18 protein-coding genes are annotated in these 18,702 nt (G+C 65.6%); 3 read left to right on the top strand and 15 right to left on the bottom strand.

What is annotated here, in order from left to right; all coding sequences use genetic code 11:
• Nucleotides 1–65: 65 nt before the first annotated feature.
• The 10 genes from lexA to rlmE form a co-directional block, all read right to left on the bottom strand.
• Nucleotides 66–707, bottom strand: a complete 642-nt coding sequence (gene lexA, locus M3O59_RS08615) for a transcriptional repressor LexA (protein WP_064628756.1) — start codon at nt 705–707, stop codon at nt 66–68.
• A gap of 87 nt (nt 708–794) precedes the next feature.
• A complete protein-coding gene (gene ubiB / locus M3O59_RS08610) occupies nt 795–2,471 on the bottom strand; it encodes a 2-polyprenylphenol 6-hydroxylase (protein WP_249047074.1) in 1,677 nt (558 codons plus the stop codon).
• A gap of 243 nt (nt 2,472–2,714) precedes the next feature.
• On the bottom strand, nt 2,715–5,264 hold the full coding sequence (locus M3O59_RS08605) for a TonB-dependent receptor (protein WP_116906263.1): 2,550 nt from the start codon (nt 5,262–5,264) through the stop codon (nt 2,715–2,717).
• A 263-nt stretch (nt 5,265–5,527) separates the two neighbouring features.
• Entirely contained in the window at nt 5,528–6,022 is a 495-nt protein-coding gene (locus M3O59_RS08600) for a CinA family protein (protein ID WP_064628750.1), read from the bottom strand.
• Between the two features lie 417 nt (nt 6,023–6,439).
• Entirely contained in the window at nt 6,440–7,759 is a 1,320-nt protein-coding gene (hflX, locus tag M3O59_RS08595; protein WP_064628748.1) for a ribosome rescue GTPase HflX, read from the bottom strand.
• Nucleotides 7,760–7,770: 11 nt separating this feature from the next.
• Nucleotides 7,771–8,049, bottom strand: coding sequence for an RNA chaperone Hfq (gene hfq, locus M3O59_RS08590; RefSeq protein ID WP_005915027.1), 279 nt, complete (start codon nt 8,047–8,049; stop codon nt 7,771–7,773).
• A 77-nt stretch (nt 8,050–8,126) separates the two neighbouring features.
• Nucleotides 8,127–9,110 (bottom strand): tRNA (adenosine(37)-N6)-dimethylallyltransferase MiaA, encoded by a 984-nt coding sequence (miaA, locus tag M3O59_RS08585; protein ID WP_116906261.1) that lies wholly within the window; start codon nt 9,108–9,110, stop codon nt 8,127–8,129.
• Nucleotides 9,110–10,012 carry a dihydropteroate synthase gene (folP, locus tag M3O59_RS08580; protein ID WP_116906260.1) on the bottom strand — a complete coding sequence of 301 codons (903 nt, stop codon included), beginning with the start codon at nt 10,010–10,012 and terminating at the stop codon, nt 9,110–9,112. The genes miaA and folP overlap by 1 nt, the downstream gene beginning before the upstream one ends.
• Before the next feature lie 128 nt (nt 10,013–10,140).
• Nucleotides 10,141–12,081 (bottom strand): ATP-dependent zinc metalloprotease FtsH, encoded by a 1,941-nt coding sequence (gene ftsH / locus M3O59_RS08575; protein WP_010365695.1) that lies wholly within the window; start codon nt 12,079–12,081, stop codon nt 10,141–10,143.
• Between the two features lie 58 nt (nt 12,082–12,139).
• Nucleotides 12,140–12,772: a 23S rRNA (uridine(2552)-2'-O)-methyltransferase RlmE gene (rlmE, locus tag M3O59_RS08570; protein ID WP_057678235.1), complete on the bottom strand. Its 633-nt coding sequence runs from the start codon at nt 12,770–12,772 to the stop codon at nt 12,140–12,142.
• A 66-nt stretch (nt 12,773–12,838) separates the two neighbouring features.
• On the opposite strand from rlmE, the gene yhbY reads away from it, so the two are divergent.
• Nucleotides 12,839–13,144, top strand: a complete 306-nt coding sequence (gene yhbY / locus M3O59_RS08565; protein WP_010365692.1) for a ribosome assembly RNA-binding protein YhbY — start codon at nt 12,839–12,841, stop codon at nt 13,142–13,144.
• Between the two features lie 15 nt (nt 13,145–13,159).
• Complete coding sequence (locus M3O59_RS08560; protein WP_064628742.1) at nt 13,160–13,534, top strand: Mth938-like domain-containing protein; 375 nt, start codon at nt 13,160–13,162, stop codon at nt 13,532–13,534.
• A 180-nt stretch (nt 13,535–13,714) separates the two neighbouring features.
• Here the strand turns inward: M3O59_RS08560 and M3O59_RS08555 are convergent, their stop codons facing one another.
• The 4 genes from M3O59_RS08555 to surE are packed head-to-tail and all read right to left on the bottom strand — an operon-like array spanning nt 13,715 to nt 16,577.
• Complete coding sequence (locus M3O59_RS08555) at nt 13,715–14,491, bottom strand: peptidoglycan DD-metalloendopeptidase family protein (protein ID WP_064628740.1); 777 nt, start codon at nt 14,489–14,491, stop codon at nt 13,715–13,717.
• Nucleotides 14,488–15,102 (bottom strand): YqaA family protein, encoded by a 615-nt coding sequence (locus M3O59_RS08550; RefSeq protein ID WP_064628738.1) that lies wholly within the window; start codon nt 15,100–15,102, stop codon nt 14,488–14,490. The genes M3O59_RS08555 and M3O59_RS08550 overlap by 4 nt, the downstream gene beginning before the upstream one ends.
• An 18-nt stretch (nt 15,103–15,120) precedes the next feature.
• Nucleotides 15,121–15,801, bottom strand: a complete 681-nt coding sequence (locus M3O59_RS08545; RefSeq protein WP_064628736.1) for a protein-L-isoaspartate(D-aspartate) O-methyltransferase — start codon at nt 15,799–15,801, stop codon at nt 15,121–15,123.
• Nucleotides 15,798–16,577: a 5'/3'-nucleotidase SurE gene (gene surE / locus M3O59_RS08540; RefSeq protein ID WP_064628734.1), complete on the bottom strand. Its 780-nt coding sequence runs from the start codon at nt 16,575–16,577 to the stop codon at nt 15,798–15,800. Before surE ends, M3O59_RS08545 begins: the two co-directional genes overlap by 4 nt.
• Before the next feature lie 100 nt (nt 16,578–16,677).
• Between surE and M3O59_RS08535 the strand changes: the two genes are divergently transcribed.
• Entirely contained in the window at nt 16,678–17,217 is a 540-nt protein-coding gene (locus tag M3O59_RS08535; protein ID WP_181920600.1) for a Smr/MutS family protein, read from the top strand.
• Between the two features lie 262 nt (nt 17,218–17,479).
• On the opposite strand, the gene truD is transcribed toward M3O59_RS08535, so the two are convergent.
• Nucleotides 17,480–18,589 (bottom strand): tRNA pseudouridine(13) synthase TruD, encoded by a 1,110-nt coding sequence (truD, locus tag M3O59_RS08530; protein WP_116906258.1) that lies wholly within the window; start codon nt 18,587–18,589, stop codon nt 17,480–17,482.
• Nucleotides 18,590–18,702 lie beyond the last annotated feature (113 nt).

Here is an 18,702-nt window from a genome sequence, read left to right as displayed (position 1 = left end):
CGCGGCAGCGGGAAATCCTGCAATGCCGGCTCGGGAAAAAGCCAGCGCTGCCATCGGCACAGACTTCAGCGGTTAGGCCTCAACAGCCCGCAATACAGGCCTTCGATGGCAAAATCCTGATCCGGCAGCACTTCGATCGGCGCGTAATCCGGGTTGCGCGGCAGCAGCCGGATCCGGTCCTTACCGATCTTCAGCAGCTTGACCGTGATCTCCTCGTCGATCCGCGCCACCACGATCTGCCCCGAGCGCGCGTCGCGGGTGCGGTGCACGCCGATCAGATCGCCGTTGAAGATGCCCTCGTCGCGCATCGAATCGCCCTGCACCTTGAGCAGGTAATCCGGCGAGGGCGAGAAGAACACCCGATCCAGCACCACGAAATCGTCCGAGCCGATGTCGGCACCGATCGGCAACCCCGCTGCAACGCGGCCCAACACCGGCAGACGCAGCACATCGTCGCGTACCGGCTCGCTCACCGGCGCTGTGCGCGCATGCGCGCCCTGCCCGGCCAGCCGGATCCCGCGGGCCTGACCTGGGACGCGGCGGATCGCACCGGCCTGTTCCAGCGCCTCAAGGTGGTACTGCGCGGCGCGCACGCCCTTGAAGCCGAACGCGCGTGCGATTTCGGTCTGCGAAGGCGGAACGCCATCGGCATCGATGCGCTCGGCGATCAAGGCCAGGATTGCTTGCTGGGTATCGGTCAGGTCCATGGTTAGTAGTATTACTACTAACGAGCGCCTGCGCAAGCGCTGGGCCACTTCCTGGTTACATGGCCCCGAGGTGCCTTGCGCAGCGTCCTAGCGCCGACTGCGCCAGATCGAGAACAGGATCCAGATGCCGCACAGCGCCGCGCCGATGAAGCCGCCCACGCCCAGCGCCAGCAACCAGCGGCTGGCACTGCCGCCGACACTATTCATCACGATCGAGGAGCCGATCACCAGTGCGGCAGTGACAATGCCCATCGTGAGCCGGTTGGCGGCGCGGTCGACCTGCTCGCCGAATTCGCGCAATGCGCGGGTCTCGATCTGCAATTGCAGCTTGCCGCGGCGTGCGGCCTGCAGCAGGCGCTTGAGATCGCGCGGCAGGTCGCCAAGCAGATCGATCGCGCCAGGCACGGTACGCCGGCCACGCCGCACGATTGCGCGCGGCGCATAGCGCTGCAGCACCACGCGTTCGAGATACGGGCGCGCCTCGGTAGCCATGTCGAAATCCGGGTCGAGCTGACGCCCCATGCCTTCGAGAGTAAGAAAAGCCTTGATCATCAGCGCCAGATCCGACGGCAGCGTCAGCCCGTGGTCGCGCAGGATCGAGGTGACGTCGCCCAGCATGGCGCCGATGCGCAGCTCTTTCAGCGGCACGCCGCGATACTCGTCGACAAATGCGCCGATGTCCTGCTGCAAGCGCGATTCGTCGATATCCAGGCTGGTTCCAGCCCATTCCAGCAGCACGTCGATCACCGCTTCGGCGTCGTAGCTGACCATGCCGTGCAGCAGTTGCGCCACCTGGAATCGGCGCTGCTCGGAGACACGCCCCACCATGCCGAAATCGATGACGGCGATGCGCCCGTCGCGCAGATAGAAAATGTTGCCCGGATGCGGGTCGGCGTGGAAGCAGCCGTCCTGCAGCACCATCTTCAGCACGATGCCGGCGCCGGCACGTGCGAGCGCCTTGCGGTCCAGGCCGGCCGCATCGACGGCGAGCAGATCGCGGCCTGGAATGCCGTCGATGAATTCCTGCACGTTGAGCGACTCGCAGGTCCACTCCCAGTACACCGCCGGCACCACCACCTGCGCATCGTGCGCGAAGTTGGCTGCGATGCGTTCGGCGTTGCGGCACTCGGCAGCGAAATCCAGCTCGCGTCGCAACGAGACGGTGAACTGTTGCACCACTTCGGCGGGGCGATAGCGCTTGAGATCCGGCGCGCGGGTCTCGACGATTTCGGCAAGCCGGGCGAGCAGGCGCAGGTCCGCATCGATGGTGTCGCCGATCCCGGGGCGGCGGATCTTCAGCACCACCGGCGTGCCATCGGCCAGCCACGCGCGATGCGTCTGTGCCAGCGATGCGGCCGCCAGCGGCTGTTCGTCCAGGCGCGCGAACACGCTCTCCGGTTGCATGCCGAGCGCGGCAACCAACTGCGGGCGGATCTGCTCGAACGGCAGCGCCGGCACCGCGTTCTGCAGCTCGCTCAATTCCTCGATCCACTCCGGCGGCAGCAGGTCCACGCGCGTGGCCAGCACCTGCCCGAGTTTGACGAAGGTCGGGCCGAGCTCTTCCAGTGCACGCCGCACCCGCATCGCCGCGGACATGCGCAACCGGCCCTCGGCGTTATGCCAGTGCAACAACCTGCCGGCGCGTTCGAGCACATCGGCCAGGCCGATACGCCGCACCACATCGCCGAAGCCATAACGAATCAGGACCGAGGCGATTTCCTGCAGACGCCCAAGATCACGCACAGTGCCAAGCGCTTCCCACATCAGCGCACCGCCCGCAGACGCGTTGCACTAAGACGCGGCGTGACACTGCACTGCGCAGCGGCCCGCAGCGCTGGAGAAGATGAGACGGGAGCAAGCAACGAACGCATTGGCACACTGGTTGGCAACGAGGCCTTGTTTGTAGCCGATCTGCCTGCCGCTGTCGCGCCTTCGCCCGTTCGAAGCTCAGCGCAGGTTGCAACGCCTTACGCAATCTGCAGCGCGCATCAGCCAGATGCGCGCACCTCAGTAGCGCAAGCGCAGCGTCACGCCATAGGTGCGCGGCGCGCCTAGAAATGCATTCCACGAACCGGCCTGCAGCGGCGCATCGATGACGACCTGCCGATAGGTTTCATTGGTCAAATTTTCCGCCCACGCTTCCAGCAGCCACCGCTTGTTGTCGGCACCCAGGCCCAACCGCGCATTGAGCAAGGTGTAGCCCGGTTGCACCTTTTGCGGATCCAGATCGGTACCTGCGTTGTAGTCGGAGCTGTACTTTGCCCCCAGGTGAAAACGGCTGGTCAGCTGATTGCCCAGCGCGTGCTCGTAGGTCACCGACAGGTTGGCCGACCAGCGCGGAGCGAAACTCAGACGGCTGCCGGGCAGCAGGGCCAGGTCCGCGTCCGGCAGTGGGTCATCGCCGTACGCGGTATCGGTGTAGCTGAGCCCGCCTTGCAGCATCAGGCCGGGCACGGCGCCCTGCCAGAGAAGTTCGGTATCGACACCGCGCGACACCACGCTGGGAATGGCGCGCACCACGAAACTGGTGCCGAGAAAATTGTTGAGCTGGAAATCGCTGAAATCCTGATAGAACAGCGTGGCGTTCAACAGCAGGTTGCCGCCGAGCCAGGTGGTCTTGGCGCCAAGTTCGTAACTATTGACGAACTCGCCCGGGAACGCGGTGTCGTCGACCGGCAGGATGCCTTGCACGCCGCTGGACAAGCCATTGGACGACTGCACTCGATCCAGATTGAAACCGCCGGCCTTGTAGCCGCGCGCGGCCGACACATAGGTCATCAGCGCATCGTTCCAGCGGTATGCCAGCTTGGCCGTTCCGGACCACTCACGCTCGGTGCGTTCCTGTTCGGTCAGGCGACCTGCCTGGGCGACGTTGGCCCATGGCAGACAGGTAAACCCGATCACCTGCGGGGCGATGGCCGGCACCGCCGATGCCGGCACCGCCGATGCCGGCACGCCGCGTGCGACCAGCGCGGCGCCAATCCGCTGCACGGCGAGCGGGCTGACCTGACCATTGGGCGCGAAATAGCTCGCACAGGCGGGGCTGCCGTCAGGATTCTGAAATGCCGACTGCAATGCCTTGTTTTCGTAGGTGTAACGCAGCCCCACCAGGACATCCAGCGCATCGGTGGCATGCCAGGTGTTGTTGGTGAACAACGCGATGCTGCGTCCATCCTGTCGAAAACGGTCCTGGCTGCCCTGGCCGCGAAACAGCGTGCCGGCCGGCAATCCGGTGGTATCGGCCAGAAAGCGCGGTGCATCCGCACGCGCTGCCAGCGCCGGGTTGATGCGCGCAAGCAGCACGCTGGACAGGTAAGGCTCGTAGGCAGTACCGAAGCGATACGACTCGTTGCGGTGCAGGGTTTCGTCGGCATAAAACGCACCGACCATCCAGTCCACACGCGCGCTCGTCCCGGCCAGGCGCAGCTCCTGACTCACGGTCTTGAAGCCGGTCAGCATTTCGTCTTCGCGCGGGGCGCGGTACAGGATATCGGCGGTGCCGTAGTCGAAATCCAGGCCATTGACGGACTTCCAGTCGCGCACGGCGGTGATCGAGGTCAGGACCGCCTCGCCAAGCCAGGGCGTGGTCCAGTCGACATGCGCCGAAATGCCTTTGTCCTCAATCCGCTGCCCAGTGCTGCGATTGCTGTAGGCGCGCCGGCGTTGCGGGTCGGCGCGCGCAATCGTGCCCTGCCCGCCCGGCGTCACTGCATCGATCAACGCGGCGGTGGGCCCGCGTTCGGTGGTCACGGTGACACAGCAGTTTTCATCGCGCGTGGTGTAGTCGGCAGCCAGGTTGATGTCGAGATCGTCGCTAGGCTCCCACAGCAGTTGCACCCGTGCGGTGCGCAGATTCTGGTCGCCGTCGTCGCCAGCGGTACGCGGGCCGGGGCCGGTCACCACCTGTTCGAAGCCATCGCGCTGCCGCCTGGCGGCATATACCCGCAAGGCGCTGGTGTCGCCCAAGGCATCGTTGAACGCGGCAGCAAGACCACGTGCACCATAGTTGCCAACGGTGATTTCCGCATCGGCGCTGCGGGTGAAGCTGGGGCGCCGGGTGACCACGCTGATGACGCCGGCCGAGGTGTTCTTGCCGAACACCGTACCCTGCGGCCCCTTCAGGACTTCGATACGTTCGAGTTCTCCAAGATCGGCAAAACCCACGCCATTCCGCGCGCGTGCCACGCCGTCGATGACCACGCCCACCGAGGATTCCAGCCCGGCGTTGTCGCCAACGGTGCCGATGCCGCGAATGCGCGCGGTGGTTTGCGCAGCGCTCTGACTGCTGGTCACGATCAGGCCCGGCACCAGCACCTGCAGTTCCTTGATGTCGTGCACGCCACTGTCCTGCAGCAGCTGCTCCGGCAGCACTGACACCACCACTGGCACGTTTTGCAGCGATTCCTCGCGCTTTTGCGCGGTAACGGTGAGCGCCGCCAAAGTGGCCGGTTCCTCCGGCCCTGCCTGCGTTGCGGTCTGCGCATACAGCGGCGCTGCGTGCGCAACGGCAAACAGTGCAAGCGCGAGCGCGCCACGGCGATGGTGTTCCGTGCTCATGCTTGTACCCCGAAAGAGAGCGAACGCGACGTGCTGCGTCAAGCGCCACCGCACGCGTGAGATCACACCTTACCGGGTTGAGCGCATCGAAAAAGCACAAACAGCAGAACATGCGCCGCGCACGACGAATGCACCGCAACCGATCGTGCATTGCAGACATGCATCAACGCCACGCCCCACTCAGCCGAACGAGAGAATGGCAGCGTTGAGGGGCACACTCTGTGCAACGCGCCAATGCGTGCCGACACATCTGTGCGTGGCTGTTAGAGCAGTGCGCTCAACCCACGCAATGCGGCGGCCACGGTCTGACGACGCACCGCATCGCGGTCGCCGTTGAACTGAAATAGTTGCGCCGTGGCATAGCCGCCGCGGCGCTTCCAGCCGATCCATACCGTGCCGACCGGCTTATCGTCGCTGCCGCCACCAGGCCCGGCGATGCCGGTCACCGCCACCGCGATGCTCGCGCCGGAATTGACCAACGCGCCAGAGACCATTTCGATCACGGTTTCGCGGCTGACCGCCCCGTGCACTTCCAGGGTCTGCGGGCGGACGCCGAGCAAGGCTTGCTTGGCCTCGTAGCTGTAGGCGGCCATGCCGCAATCGAACCAGTGCGAGGAGCCAGCGACATCGGTCACCGCCTTGGCAATCCAGCCGCCGGTACAGCTCTCGGCAGTAACCAGGCGCTCGCGCGCGCCAAGCAATTGCTGCCCGAGGACTTCGGCCAGCTGCTGCAGTTCGGAATCGGCGGAGACGGACATGGGCACGGTAATCGAGGAGCAGCGGACGTTTTAGCCCAATTCGTCGTCGCTGTCTGCGGCTGGCGTCGATTCCAGCGTGCTGCAAGGTGGCCCAGGTTCAGTGGCACTGTGCGGCCGACCGGCGGCGGTTCGAAACCAGTGGGCATCGGATGTACAGCGACCTACCTGCGGCACGCCGTTGCACTGCAGGGCCGCAACGTCCAAGTCACTTGAGCGCCGCATCCATGGCGGAGCGTTGCTGAGGAAACCTGCGCTCGAGGCGCCGTTACGCATGGAATCTGCCGCAGCGCCCAGGTCCACCGGCCCGGCCAGACCAAGACCGGAGGTCGCAACTACCGCACGGAGACACGCACGCCCTGCCTGCCTGTTACATCGAAGCAGCAGCACAGTGGCGCCATGCCGACTGTGCTGCGTCCATCAGGCTTCCCAGTCTTCGCGGCGATCCGGCAGCATCGCGCGCAAGGGCGCGCCGTCCTCGCCAGCGGCCAGCCGTTCGGCTTCGACCATCGGCAGATCGACATCGAGCAACCAACCCTCCTCGTCGGACTGCTCGTTGCGCACCACTTCCAGCTGATGCAGCCTGGAACGCAGGCGGCCGGCTGATGGCGGTAGCCGCAGCTGGCCGGTCAGATGGCGCAGGTCCAGCCGCTGACCAAGCGCATGCTGCAATTCTTCCAGCCCACGCCCGTCGCGCGCCGACACCCAGACACGTTCGCGGCGTGCCGGGTCCGGAATGCCGTCCTGCGCATCGTGGCGCACTTCGGCGCCGTCGATCTTGTCGATCTTGTTGAACACCAACAGCTGCGGCAGATCGCCGGCACCAACGGCCTGCAACACTTCATCCACCTGCAGGATGCGTTCTTCGCGCAGCGGGTCGGCCGCATCGACGATATGCAACAACAGATCGGCATCGCGCGCTTCGGACAGCGTCGAACGGAATGCGGCAACCAGTTCGTGCGGCAGATCGCGCACGAAGCCGACCGTGTCGGCAAGAATCGCGCTACCGCCCGGCAACGCGATGCGGCGCACGGTGGGATCGAGCGTGGCGAACAATTGATCGGCCACGTAAGCCCCTGCGCCGGTCAACGCATTGAACAGCGTCGACTTGCCGGCATTGGTGTAACCCACCAATGCAATGCGCGGCAGTTCGCTGCGCATCCGCGCGCGACGCATCTGGGTGCGCTGCACCTCGACTTTTTCCAGCCGCGCCTGCAACTGCTCGACGCGCTTTTGCAGCAGGCGGCGGTCGGTTTCCAGCTGGGTTTCGCCGGGGCCGCGCAGGCCGATCGAGCCGCCGCGCTGACGCTCCAGGTGGGTCCAGCCGCGGACCAGGCGGGTCGCCATGTGACGCAATTGCGCCAGCTCCACCTGCAGCTTGCCCTCGTGGCTGCGCGCGCGTTGCGCGAAGATGTCCAGGATCAGCCCGGTGCGGTCGATCACGCGCCGCTCCAGATACCGCTCGAGGTTGCGCTCCTGGCCGGGCGACAAGGTGTGATTGACCAACACCAGATCCGCGCCGGTGGCCTCGGCAGCGGCCTTGACCTCTTCCAGCTTGCCGCTACCGATCAAGGTCGACGGGCTAGGTTTATCGATGCGCGCGGTGAGCGTGGCCGCCACCGTGGCGCCCGCCGACTTTGCAAGGTCGGCGAACTCCTCAAGCACATCGTCTTCGGCAGGCCCACCGGAGTGGGTCTGTATCAACAACGCGTGTTCACCCTTGCGGGACCGATCAAACACGCACTACTCCGTTACTGCTCGACGTCGTCATCTTCCGCCTGATTGCCTTCATTGGATTGCACATACCCACCACCCGGGCCCACGCGCACGTTGCGCGCCGGCACCACCGTGGAAATGGCGTGCTTGTACACCATCTGACTCACGGTATTGCGCAGCAGGACCACGAATTGGTCGAACGACTCGATCGTGCCCTGCAGCTTGATGCCGTTGACCAGATACACCGACACCGGCACCCGCTCGCGCCGCAGCGCATTGAGGAATGGGTCCTGTAAAGATTGCCCCTTAGCCATCGAAAAATCCTCTTCATTATTGTTCTTATTGTCCCGGTCGACACCTGCCATCCCCAGCCGGCCCCGGAAACGGGATGTTACACGCCTGAAGCCTGCCGCACAGCGGGACGATCACCGAGGAAGCCGACAAGTGCGTCTTCCAATTGATGGCGATCACGCTCCGGGTCGAACCAGCGTGCGTCGAGCTCGCCACGCAGCCAGGTGAGTTGCCGTTTGGCCAGTTGCCGGGTCGCCTGCACCGCCTTATCGCGGAACTCGGACAGGCTGCCGGCGCCGTCCAGATACTCCCAGGCCTGCCGATAGCCCACCGCGCGCACTGCCGGCAGATCCAGCGGTGCGGCCACCGCCTGCATCTGTGGTAACGCCCGCAACTGCCGCACCTCTGCCAGAAAATCCTGCGCCAGCATGGCGTCCAGGCGGTGTTCGATGCGTGCATGCAGCACCGCACGCTCGCGTGGCGCCAGGACCACCTTCAACACCCGCACCGGCAGCCGCGGCCCCGGCGGTAGCGCCTGCCAATAACTGATGGGCCGCCCGCTGACGCGGTAGACCTCCAGCGCCCGCTGGATCCGCTGCGGGTCGGTGGCGTGGATGCGTGCCGCCGCGACCGGGTCCACGCGTGCCAGCTGCGCGTGCAAGCCGGCCCAACCGAGTTGCTCGGCCTCGGCCGCGATGGACGCGCGCACCGCCTGGTCGGCCTCTGGCAATTGCGATAGGCCGTCCAGCAGCGCACGAAAATACAGCCCGGTGCCGCCAGCCAGAATCGGCAACTTGCCGCGCGCCACGATCTGCGCGATCGCCCGCCGCGCATCGGTGGCGAACTCCGCGGCCGAGTAGACCTGCCAGGGATCGCGCAGGTCGAGCAGATGATGCGGAACTGCTGCGCGCATCGCCGCGTCCGGTTTTGCCGCGCCGATCTCCAGGCCGCGATACACCAATGCCGAATCGACGCTGACGATTTCCCCATCCCAGCGCTGTGCAGCTTCCAGCGCCAGCGCAGTCTTGCCGCTGGCAGTGGGGCCCATCAGGGCGATCGCCAAGGGGCGTTGGTCGGCAGGCATCAGTCCTCGTCCGGCCAACGGATCGTCGGCGCGGCCGGGGCGCTGACACGCGGGACGGGAATGGCCGCCATCGCGTTCCACACCTTCAACGCATCCACGGTCGCCGCCACATCGTGCACGCGCAGCAGCAGCGCACCGTGCTGTGCGGCGATCAGATGTGCAGCCACCGAGCCGTGGATGCGTTCGGCGGCGATCTCGCGGCCGGTCAACTCGCCGATGCTGCGCTTGCGCGACAGCCCCGCCAGCACCGGCAGGCCGAATTCCTGCAGTCGTTGTAGCTGCGCCAGCAAGGTGAGGTTATGCGTGGTGGTCTTGTCGAAGCCGAAACCCGGATCCAGTACCAGCCGGCGTTTGTCGATGCCGGCCATCTCGGCGGCGAAGATGCGTTCGGCCAGAAACCGGTGTACCTCACCGACCACATCCTCATAGTGCGGCGTGTCCTGCATGGCGTGCGGTGCGCTGCGCGCATGCATCAGCACCACGGGGACGCGCAGTTCCGAGGCCGCTTCCAACGCGCCGGGCGAACGCAACGCATGGACGTCGTTGATCATGCCGGCGCCGGCCGCGACCGCTGCGCGCATGACGTCCGGTTTGAAGGTGTCCACGCTGATCGGCACGCCGGTACGCTGCGCCAGCGCCGCGATCACCGGAATCACCCGCTGTAGCTCCTCTTCAATCGACACCGCTGTAGCGCCCGGGCGCGTGGATTCGCCGCCGATATCCAGCACCGCGGCGCCCTGTTCCACCAGCAACAGCCCATGCGCAATCGCCGCTTCGCAGGTCGCATGCTGGCCGCCGTCGGAGAACGAGTCGGGCGTGACATTGACGATCCCCATCACCTGCGGCGCATCCAGTCGCAGGCTGCGGCCGGCGCAATCGAGTGTGAGGGCGGTATCGAACATCGGGCAGTGTCTCCTGGGGTGGTTGCGATCGCTCGCACGCGGGCGCTGGCGCGGCCCGATAACGCATCAAGGCCGGGAATCGCTTCCCGGCCTTGACGGATGCCTGTGCAGATCAGCGTTTGACCGGCTTAGATCTGCTCGGCGGGGCCGGCGATCGGCGGCAACGGACGCGGGCTGCCCTTGTCGTTGTTGTTGCCACCGTCCTTGTCGGACTTGCCCCAACCCGCCGGCGGCGGCGGCTCGCGGCCTTCCATGATGGCGTCGATCTGCGGCACGTCGATGGTTTCGTACTGCAGCAACAGCTGCGACATGGCATGCAGCTTGTCCAGATTCTCGGTAAGGATGGTCTTGGTCTTGCTGTAGGCCTTGTCCAGGATCGAACGCACCACTTCGTCGATCTTGCGCGCGGTCTCGTCGGACACGTTCTTGTGCTGGGTCACCGAACGGCCCAGGAACACCTCGTCCTCTTCCTCGCCGTAGGCCACCGGGCCAAGCTCATCCGACAGGCCCCACTTGGTGACCATGTTGCGCGCCATCTTGGTGGCCCGCTCGATGTCGTTGGACGCACCGGTGGTGACCTTGTCGCCGCCGAAGATCAGTTCTTCTGCGACACGGCCGCCATACAGCGAGCACAGCTGCGACTCGATCGCCACGCGGTTCATCGAATAACGGTCGCCTTCCGGCAGATACATCGTCACGCCGAGTGCGCGGCCGCGCGGAATGATCGTGACCTTGTAGACCGGGTCGTGCTCCGGCACCAGGCGGCCAACGATGGCGTGGCCGGCTTCGTGATACGCGGTCAGCGTCTTTTCGTCTTCGCTCATGGCCATCGAACGACGTTCGGCGCCCATCAAAATCTTGTCGCGGGCACGGTCGAAGTGGTCCATACGGACCTCCTTCTCGCTGCCGCGTGCCGCGAACAATGCCGCTTCGTTGCACAGGTTGGCCAGATCGGCGCCCGAGAAGCCGGGAGTACCGCGGGCGATCACCATCGGCACCACGTCGTCGGCCAGCGGCAACTTGCGCATATGCACGCGCAGGATCTGCTCGCGACCCTTGACGTCCGGCAGCCCGACCACAACCTGGCGGTCGAAACGGCCCGGACGCAGCAGCGCCGGGTCCAGCACGTCGGGACGGTTGGTGGCCGCGATCACGATCACGCCTTCGCCGCCTTCAAAGCCGTCCATTTCGACCAGCAACTGGTTCAGGGTCTGCTCGCGCTCGTCGTGACCGCCGCCCAGACCGGCGCCGCGATGACGGCCCACCGCATCGATTTCGTCGATGAAGATGATGCACGGCGCATGCTTCTTGGCCTGCTCGAACATGTCGCGCACGCGGCTGGCACCGACGCCGACGAACATTTCGACAAAGTCCGAGCCGGAGATGCTGAAGAACGGCACCTTGGCCTCGCCTGCGATCGCCTTGGCGAGCAGGGTCTTACCGGTACCCGGCGGGCCGACCATCAGCACGCCGCGCGGAATCTTGCCGCCCAGCTTGGTGAACTTGGTCGGGTCGCGCAGGAAGTCGACCAGCTCGCCGACTTCTTCCTTGGCCTCATCGCAACCGGCGACGTCGGCAAAGGTGATCTTGACCTGGTCTTCGCCCTGCAATTTGGCGCGCGACTTGCCGAAGCTCATCGCACCCTTGGCACCGCCGCCACCGCCCTGCATCTGGCGCATGATGAACAGCCAGAAGCCGATGATGAGAATGACCGGCAGGAAGTTGAGCACCAGCGACCAGAAGCCCGGCCCGGTGGACGGCTTCTGGCGGGTCATTTCGATGTTCTTGCTGTACAGCACGTCGACCAGCTTGTCGTCGCGCGGACCGTAAACGGTGGCTTCGCTGCCGTCGGTGCGCTTGAAGCGGATCGCATTGACTGCGAGGTTGGTCTCATCGGTGTAGTCCACCGACTTGACGCGCCCGGAGTCCACTTCTTTCAGGAACTGGGTGTAGGTGATCGAGTCGGGGCCGACGCCGCCTGCCATCCGCGGCGAGAAGCTCTGGAAGACAACCATCAGCACAACTGCGACGACCACCCACAGCAGCAGATTCTTGGTCAAGTCGTTCATCCTCATTGGCTCCGGTGCCCTCTACTCTTATGCTTGAAATACGGTGGTCGTTGGCAGCTTACTTGATCTGGACACGCTTGCCCTGACCGAGCGCATAAACTTCCGGGGAGCGCTTGCGCGAGGCCGCCGGCTTGCGAATCGTCACCTTGTCATAGCGGCGGCGAAGCTCGCGAATGTAGTCGTCGGACCCAACACCCTGGAACAGCTTGATCAGGAACGCCCCGCCCGGCTTGAGGTGGGTGTCGGCAAATTCCATCGCCAGTTCCGCCAGGTGCATCATCCGCGGTTGGTCGACCGCATCCATGCCACTCTTATTGGGGGCCATATCGGACAGAACAAGGTCCACCGGCACATCGCCCAGCATCGCTTCGAATTGCGATAGGACGGCCTGCTCCCTGAAGTCGCCGTGAAGGAACTCCACACCGGCCAGGGCCGGCATGTCCAGGATGTCCAGCGCCACCACCCGGCCGCTGTCACCCATGGACTTGCGCACCTGCTGCGACCAGCCGCCGGGCGCCGCGCCCAGATCGACCACCACCATGCCCGGTTTGAGCAGCCGGTCGCGCTGCAGCAGCTCTTCCAGCTTGTAGGCCGCGCGCGAGCGCATGCCCTCGGCCTGGGCCTTCTTCACATAAGGGTCGGCGAAGTGTTCCTTGAGCCAGCGCTGGCTGCTTTTACTGCGGGAAGGCATTGGCAACGGGGGTCCGAACGGGTCGCCATGATACCCTGAACACCCTTTGCTTCCCTTCGATCCTGCATGTCCATTGTTCTCACCTCCGCCCAGAACCGTTTCCTGCGCGGCCAGGCCCACGATCTCAAGGCACTGCTGCAAACCGGCGGTAAAGGGGTCACGCCGGCATTTCTGGCCGAACTCGAGGAAGTGCTCGAGCGCCACGAACTGATCAAGGTGAAGGTGGCCTCGGAGGATCGTGAGACCCGCGATGCGCTGATTGCAGAGCTGATCGAGCAGACCGGCAGTGCGCTGGTGCAACGCATCGGCCATGTCGCCATCCTGTACCGCCCCAGCAAGGAAAAGCGCCAGATCGTGCTGCCGCGCGGCTGAGCCAACGAGTTCGTCATGCCCTTAAGTCAGGAACACCCCGATTACGCCTATGCGCTGCGCGCGGCCGATGGCCGCCATGCGAAGGTGAACGACCAGATTCTGCAGCAGAGCTTCATCCTGATGCCGGACGAGCTGGTGGAGCGTTGGCCGGTGCAATCCCTGGAGCAACTCCAGGCGAGCGATATGGACGCAGTGCTGGCGCTCAGCCCGGCAGTGATCCTGCTCGGCACCGGCGAGCGTCAGCAGTTTCCGAAGACCGAGGTTCTGGCGGCCTGCCTGACCCGCGGCATCGGCCTGGAAGCGATGACCAACGCCGCCGCCGCACGCACCTACAACGTGCTGGCCAGCGAAGGCCGCCGGGTCGCGTTGGCGATGGTGTTGCCGGGCTGATGGGTTGAGGCGGGATGTGGGAATCGGGAGTGGGGATTGGTAGGAGCGGGCTTTAGCAAGGCTGCGCGTTTAACGGACCAATGCGTCAATTGGCGGCCAACTGCCAAGGCGAAAAACGCGCTCCCTGCCCCGGTACGAACATCCCAGGGCTGTTGCGAATACCGAATCCCGACTCCCCAATCACTTTTTCGGCAAATACAGCAGCGGATCCACCGGCTTGCCGTTGTAGCGGATCTCGAAGTGCAACATGTCGCGCGCTGCGCCGCTGCGGCCCATTTCGGCGATCTGCTGGCCAGCCTTGACGCTCTGTCCCTCGTTGAGCAGGCGCTTGCGGTTGTGCCCGTACGCGGATAACCACTGGTCATTGTGCTTGATGATGATCAGCTCGCCATAGCCGACCAGGCCGGCGCCGGAATACACCACCACGCCATCGGCGGCAGCGCGCACGGCCTGGCCGCTGGCGCCGGCAATGTCCACGCCCTGCTTGGTGGTTTCGCCGGTGACGAAGGTGCCGACCACCACGCCATCGGCCGGCCAGCGCCACGGGAACCCGCTGCTGACCGGTGCGACGATCGGCGCGGCCGGACGCGGCGGAACCACGGTGCCGGCAACCGGTGCGCTGGCACCCGGCTTGCTGGCACCGCCCGGGTACAACTTGAGGGTCTGGCCGGGATAGATGGTGTTCGGTGAGGACAGCCCGTTCCAGGCGGCCAGGTCCGGCGCAGTGATGTTGGTCCGGCGCGAGATGGCATAGAGCGTGTCGCCGCGCTGGACGGTCACCGTCGCACCCGGGCGCGGCACCGATGGCCGTGGCGCCGCGTTTGGACGCGAGGATGCCGCACCACCGCCAGCTCCAGGCGAACGCACCACCGTGGCACTGCTGCAGGCAGTGAGGCCGGCTGCGACCAGGAGCATGACTGCTGTCTTACGTACCGAATTCATTTGCAACTTGCTCATCCGTTCGTTGTTTTCCACACCAGCCACCCTGCGCCGACTGCCAGCACCGCCATTGCCACCCATCCCAACGGCTCGATCCAGCGGTGCAGCGCCGCCTCGGCACGCGCACCGCCCAGGCGGATCGCACCTGCAACCAGATACACGCGCTTGCCGCGACCGACCAGCATGCTGGCGATGAACGGCAGGATCGGCACGCCGACCACGCCCGAAGCCCAGGTAAAGATCTTCAGCGGGATCGGCGTGAAGCCGACCAGCACCAGTGCCCAGAACGCCTTCCACGGCGACTCGGCCACCAGCGCGCGCAAAGTTTCGATCTGCGTCTGGATCTTTGCGCTCCAGCCCAGCCATTCGATCAACGGCTGCAATGCCGCAAACGCGAAATGGCCCAGCAGATAACCGACCAATGCACCGCAGATCGAGCCCAGCAGGCTCAAGGTTGCAAACCATAGCGCGCGTTTGGGTTCGGCCAGCGACATCGGCGCCAGCATCACTTCCGGCGGCACCGGAAAGATGAAGCCCTCCACGAAGCTGAGGCCGGTCAACAGCGCCGGTGCGCGGCGATGACGCGACCAACGGATGGCCACGTCGTACAACGGCCCGAAAATCTTCATCGAGGAACTCTCATGGGATCAATCCAGCATGCCCGACAACAGCGGGACGAACGTGACCGGGGCCAGAACCTGTTGTTCGATCGTGCCATCGGCCCCGCGGGTGAGCTGCACCAACGATTGCGACGAGGCGCCACCGACCGGGGCGACCAGGCGCCCGCCGACCGCCAGTTGATCCACCAGGGCATCGACCAGCGCCGGTGCCGCAGCGGTCACCACGATGGCGTCGTAGGGCCCATGCTCGGGCCAGCCGATGCGGCCATCGTCGTGCTTGCTGCGCACGTTCATGCCCAGATGCCGGAAGCGCTTGCGCGCCTGCCGCAGCAGGTCGCCGATGCGCTCGACGGTGTACACCTCCAGCCCCAACGCGGCCAGGATCGCGCCCTGGTAGCCGGAGCCGGTGCCTACTTCGAGCACCTTGGTCGGTGCCACCTGCAGCACGGCCTCGGTCATGCGCGCCACCACCCAGGGCTGGGAGATGGTCTGGCCGTGGCCGATCGGCAGCGCGGTGTCTTCGTAGGCGCGCGAGGCCAGCGCCTCATCGATGAACAGATGGCGCGGCACGGTGCGCATGGCATTGAGCGTGGCCTCGTCCTGGATGCCGGCCTCGCGCAGCCGCTCGACCAGGCGGTCGCGCACGCGTTGCGAGGTCATGCCGATGCCGACCGATTCCGGTTGCAGCATGCGCAGCCTCGGCGTCATGCCGGTGCATCCAGCGAGGCGGTCAGCCCACCGACCCAACCGGCCACCGTCTCCAGCGCCTGATAGCGGGTGAGATCGACGTGGATCGGCGTGATCGAGATATGCCCGGTGCGCACGGCATGGAAATCGGTGCCAGCGCCGGCGTCCTGCTCCGGCCCGGCCGGGCCGACCCAGTAGACGGTACGGCCGCGCGGATCGCGCTGCGGCACGCACGGTTCGGACCGGTGGCGATTGCCGAGCCGGGTCACTTCGAATCCGAGCACTGCCGACCAGGCCAGATCCGGCACATTGACGTTGAGAATGGTGTCGGCAGGCAAGGGGTCGGACTTCAGGCGCGCCACGATCTCTACCGCAGCGCGCGCGGCGGTTTCGTAGTGATGCGCTTCGTGGTTATGCGTCACCAGCGAGACCGCCACCGCGGGCAGGCCCAGAAAACGGCCTTCCATCGCGGCGGACACGGTGCCCGAATAGATCACATCGTCGCCCAGATTGGCCGAGTTGTTGATGCCGGAGACCACGATGTCCGGGTCGTAATCCAGCATGCCGGTGAGTGCCAGATGCACGCAGTCGGTCGGCGTGCCGGCCACTGCGCAGGTCTGCGCGTCGATGCGGCGGGTGCGGATCGGCACATCCAGGGTCAGCGAATTGCTGGCGCCGGAGCGGTCGCGGTCGGGCGCGACCACCATCACCTCATGACCGGCATGGCGCAGCGCCTCGGCCAATATCTGGATGCCGGGGGCGTCGACACCGTCGTCGTTGCTAACCAGTACGCGCATGAGACTCCTCGGAAAACCCGGCCATGATACCGGAATGCGTCCTGCGCCTTCGCGCTTGATCTTCGCGTGCGTCTGCGCTTGAACCGGGTACGCTGTGGTGATGTCGCACCCTGAAGACGAAGACGACGGCGCGTTGTTCCGCGCAGCGATCGGCGCGGTCAAGCCGATTCGTGAAGTCGCCCCACCGGCCAACGCCAAGCCGCGCCCCAAGCCACGCGCGCGCATGGCCGAGCGCGACGAGGCGCAAGCGCACACAGAATTTGCGCGCCTGTTACGTGACAGCGCGCCACTGGAAGCCGGCGACACCGCCAGTTACCGGCGCGAGAATCTTCCCACCCGATTGTTTCAACGGCTCAAGCGCGGGCAGTTTTCGGTACAGGACGAACTGGATCTGCACGGTGCCACCGCAACGCAGGCCGAGGCCTTGTTACGCCAGTTCCTGCAGGAAGCGCATGCGCACGAACATGGCTGCGTGCGCATCATCCACGGCAAGGGGCTGCAGTCGGACAACGGCGCGCCGGTGTTGAAAAACCTGATGGATCGCCTGCTGCGTCAGCGCAACGACGTGCTGGCATTTCATTCGGCGCCCCCCACGCAGGGCGGCACCGGCGCGCTGCTGGTGTTGCTGGCGCGGCGCTAGACGGATTGCGGCGAGCGCATGACGCGCGGCGTAGAAGTGCAATTGCGCGCGTTGATGCGGTCACGGGAACGCCTGGCCCGTGTGGGTCGCATTGATGCGGGTGATGCTTGTTTGGCAGGCTTGTGCAGCTCACCCCCGGTCAATGGCCCGACTATCGGCCTTATGGTGATGGCCGTCGCGGCCAGGGCCGTTCCTGCGCGAGCAACGGCATTAGATCGCGATCGAGCGCTGCGCGATGCGAGCGACCGGCGGCCGCATGTCGTCATTCTTCGGCGCGCACGCCGGCATTGAAACGCCCTGCGTCGGACACCTCGCCCAATTCCCACAGCACTGCGGTGGCGTAGCAACCAGGTGGCAGCGCGAATTCGAGCTGCAGGGTCTGCGCCTCCAGCCATCGGTGCTCCAGACCTTGCGCACGCAAGCGCAACGCGCGGCGTTCCTGCTTCAAGCCTGCGGCTTCCAGGCCGAAGCGCAGTGCTTCCGATTGCGGGTCGGACAACGCGCCCTGCTCCACCGCTGCCGCCTTATCGGTCGAGCGCAACGCGCCAGCGCCCCACAATGGGCCACTGGGATGGATATCGAAACGTGCCAGCCGCTCTGCCAGCGCCTCGCTCCACGGCTCCGGGCCGAAAACGCTGCGCGAGCCGTCCAGCATCCATGCCTCGCCGTCCAGCGCGCCATCCCAACTGCCCTGCGCCACGCGTGCGCCGAGCACGCGATTGAACAAGGCCGAGCGCGCCGCCGACAGCAGCATCGAGCGTTGATCGTTGCGCAGCCGCCGCTTCGATGCCGGCGCCGGCAACAATGTTCCATCGGCCGCTTGCACATGGGCGAACATCGCCAGCGCAGCCGCCACGTTGCCGCCATCGCGACCGAAGCGCTGTTCGCCGAACCAGTTGGGGATGCCGCGTGCGGCAATTGCCTGCAAGCGTTGCTCGATCGCCTCGCGCTCGCCTTGCACCTGGCGCAGCGTCAGCACGAATCGGTTGCCGTGCAGCGCGCCGCGTTGCAGCTTGCGGTTGTGCCAGGTGCTGTCGACCACCTGCATCTCGCCATCGTCCAGCGCTGCGATATCCGGTGCGATGCGCTTGGGCAGATGCACACTGAAGCGCTGGGTGGTCACTGCATGACGATCCTTCAGGCCCGCATAGCTGACGCCCATCTCGGCGATGCCCGCCCAATGCGCGAGCCTCTTGGCGATATAGGCCGTGTTCTGGCCACGCTTGCGCACCGTGAGCAACAAATGCTCACCTTCGCCCGAAGGCTCGAAGGCCGGTAATTCATCGACCTGGAAATCTTCGGGCGTGCTGCGCATTACCGCACTGAGGACTGCAGCGCCATGTGCGCGCGGCAGAAAAGAGGTATCGCTCATGCTGTGATTACCTTCGCGCCGACAGATCGTGCGCAGTGTGCCGAGGGCCTCGGCGCGGTGGTGTCGCGTTGCGACGCCGAGACGCGCCCGTGTGCATGCGAGTGGATGCGGCG

This window comes from Xanthomonas nasturtii, assembly GCF_023337365.3.
GTDB classification, from domain to species: domain Bacteria; phylum Pseudomonadota; class Gammaproteobacteria; order Xanthomonadales; family Xanthomonadaceae; genus Xanthomonas; species Xanthomonas nasturtii.
This window is presented reverse-complemented; position numbering and strand designations above follow the sequence as displayed.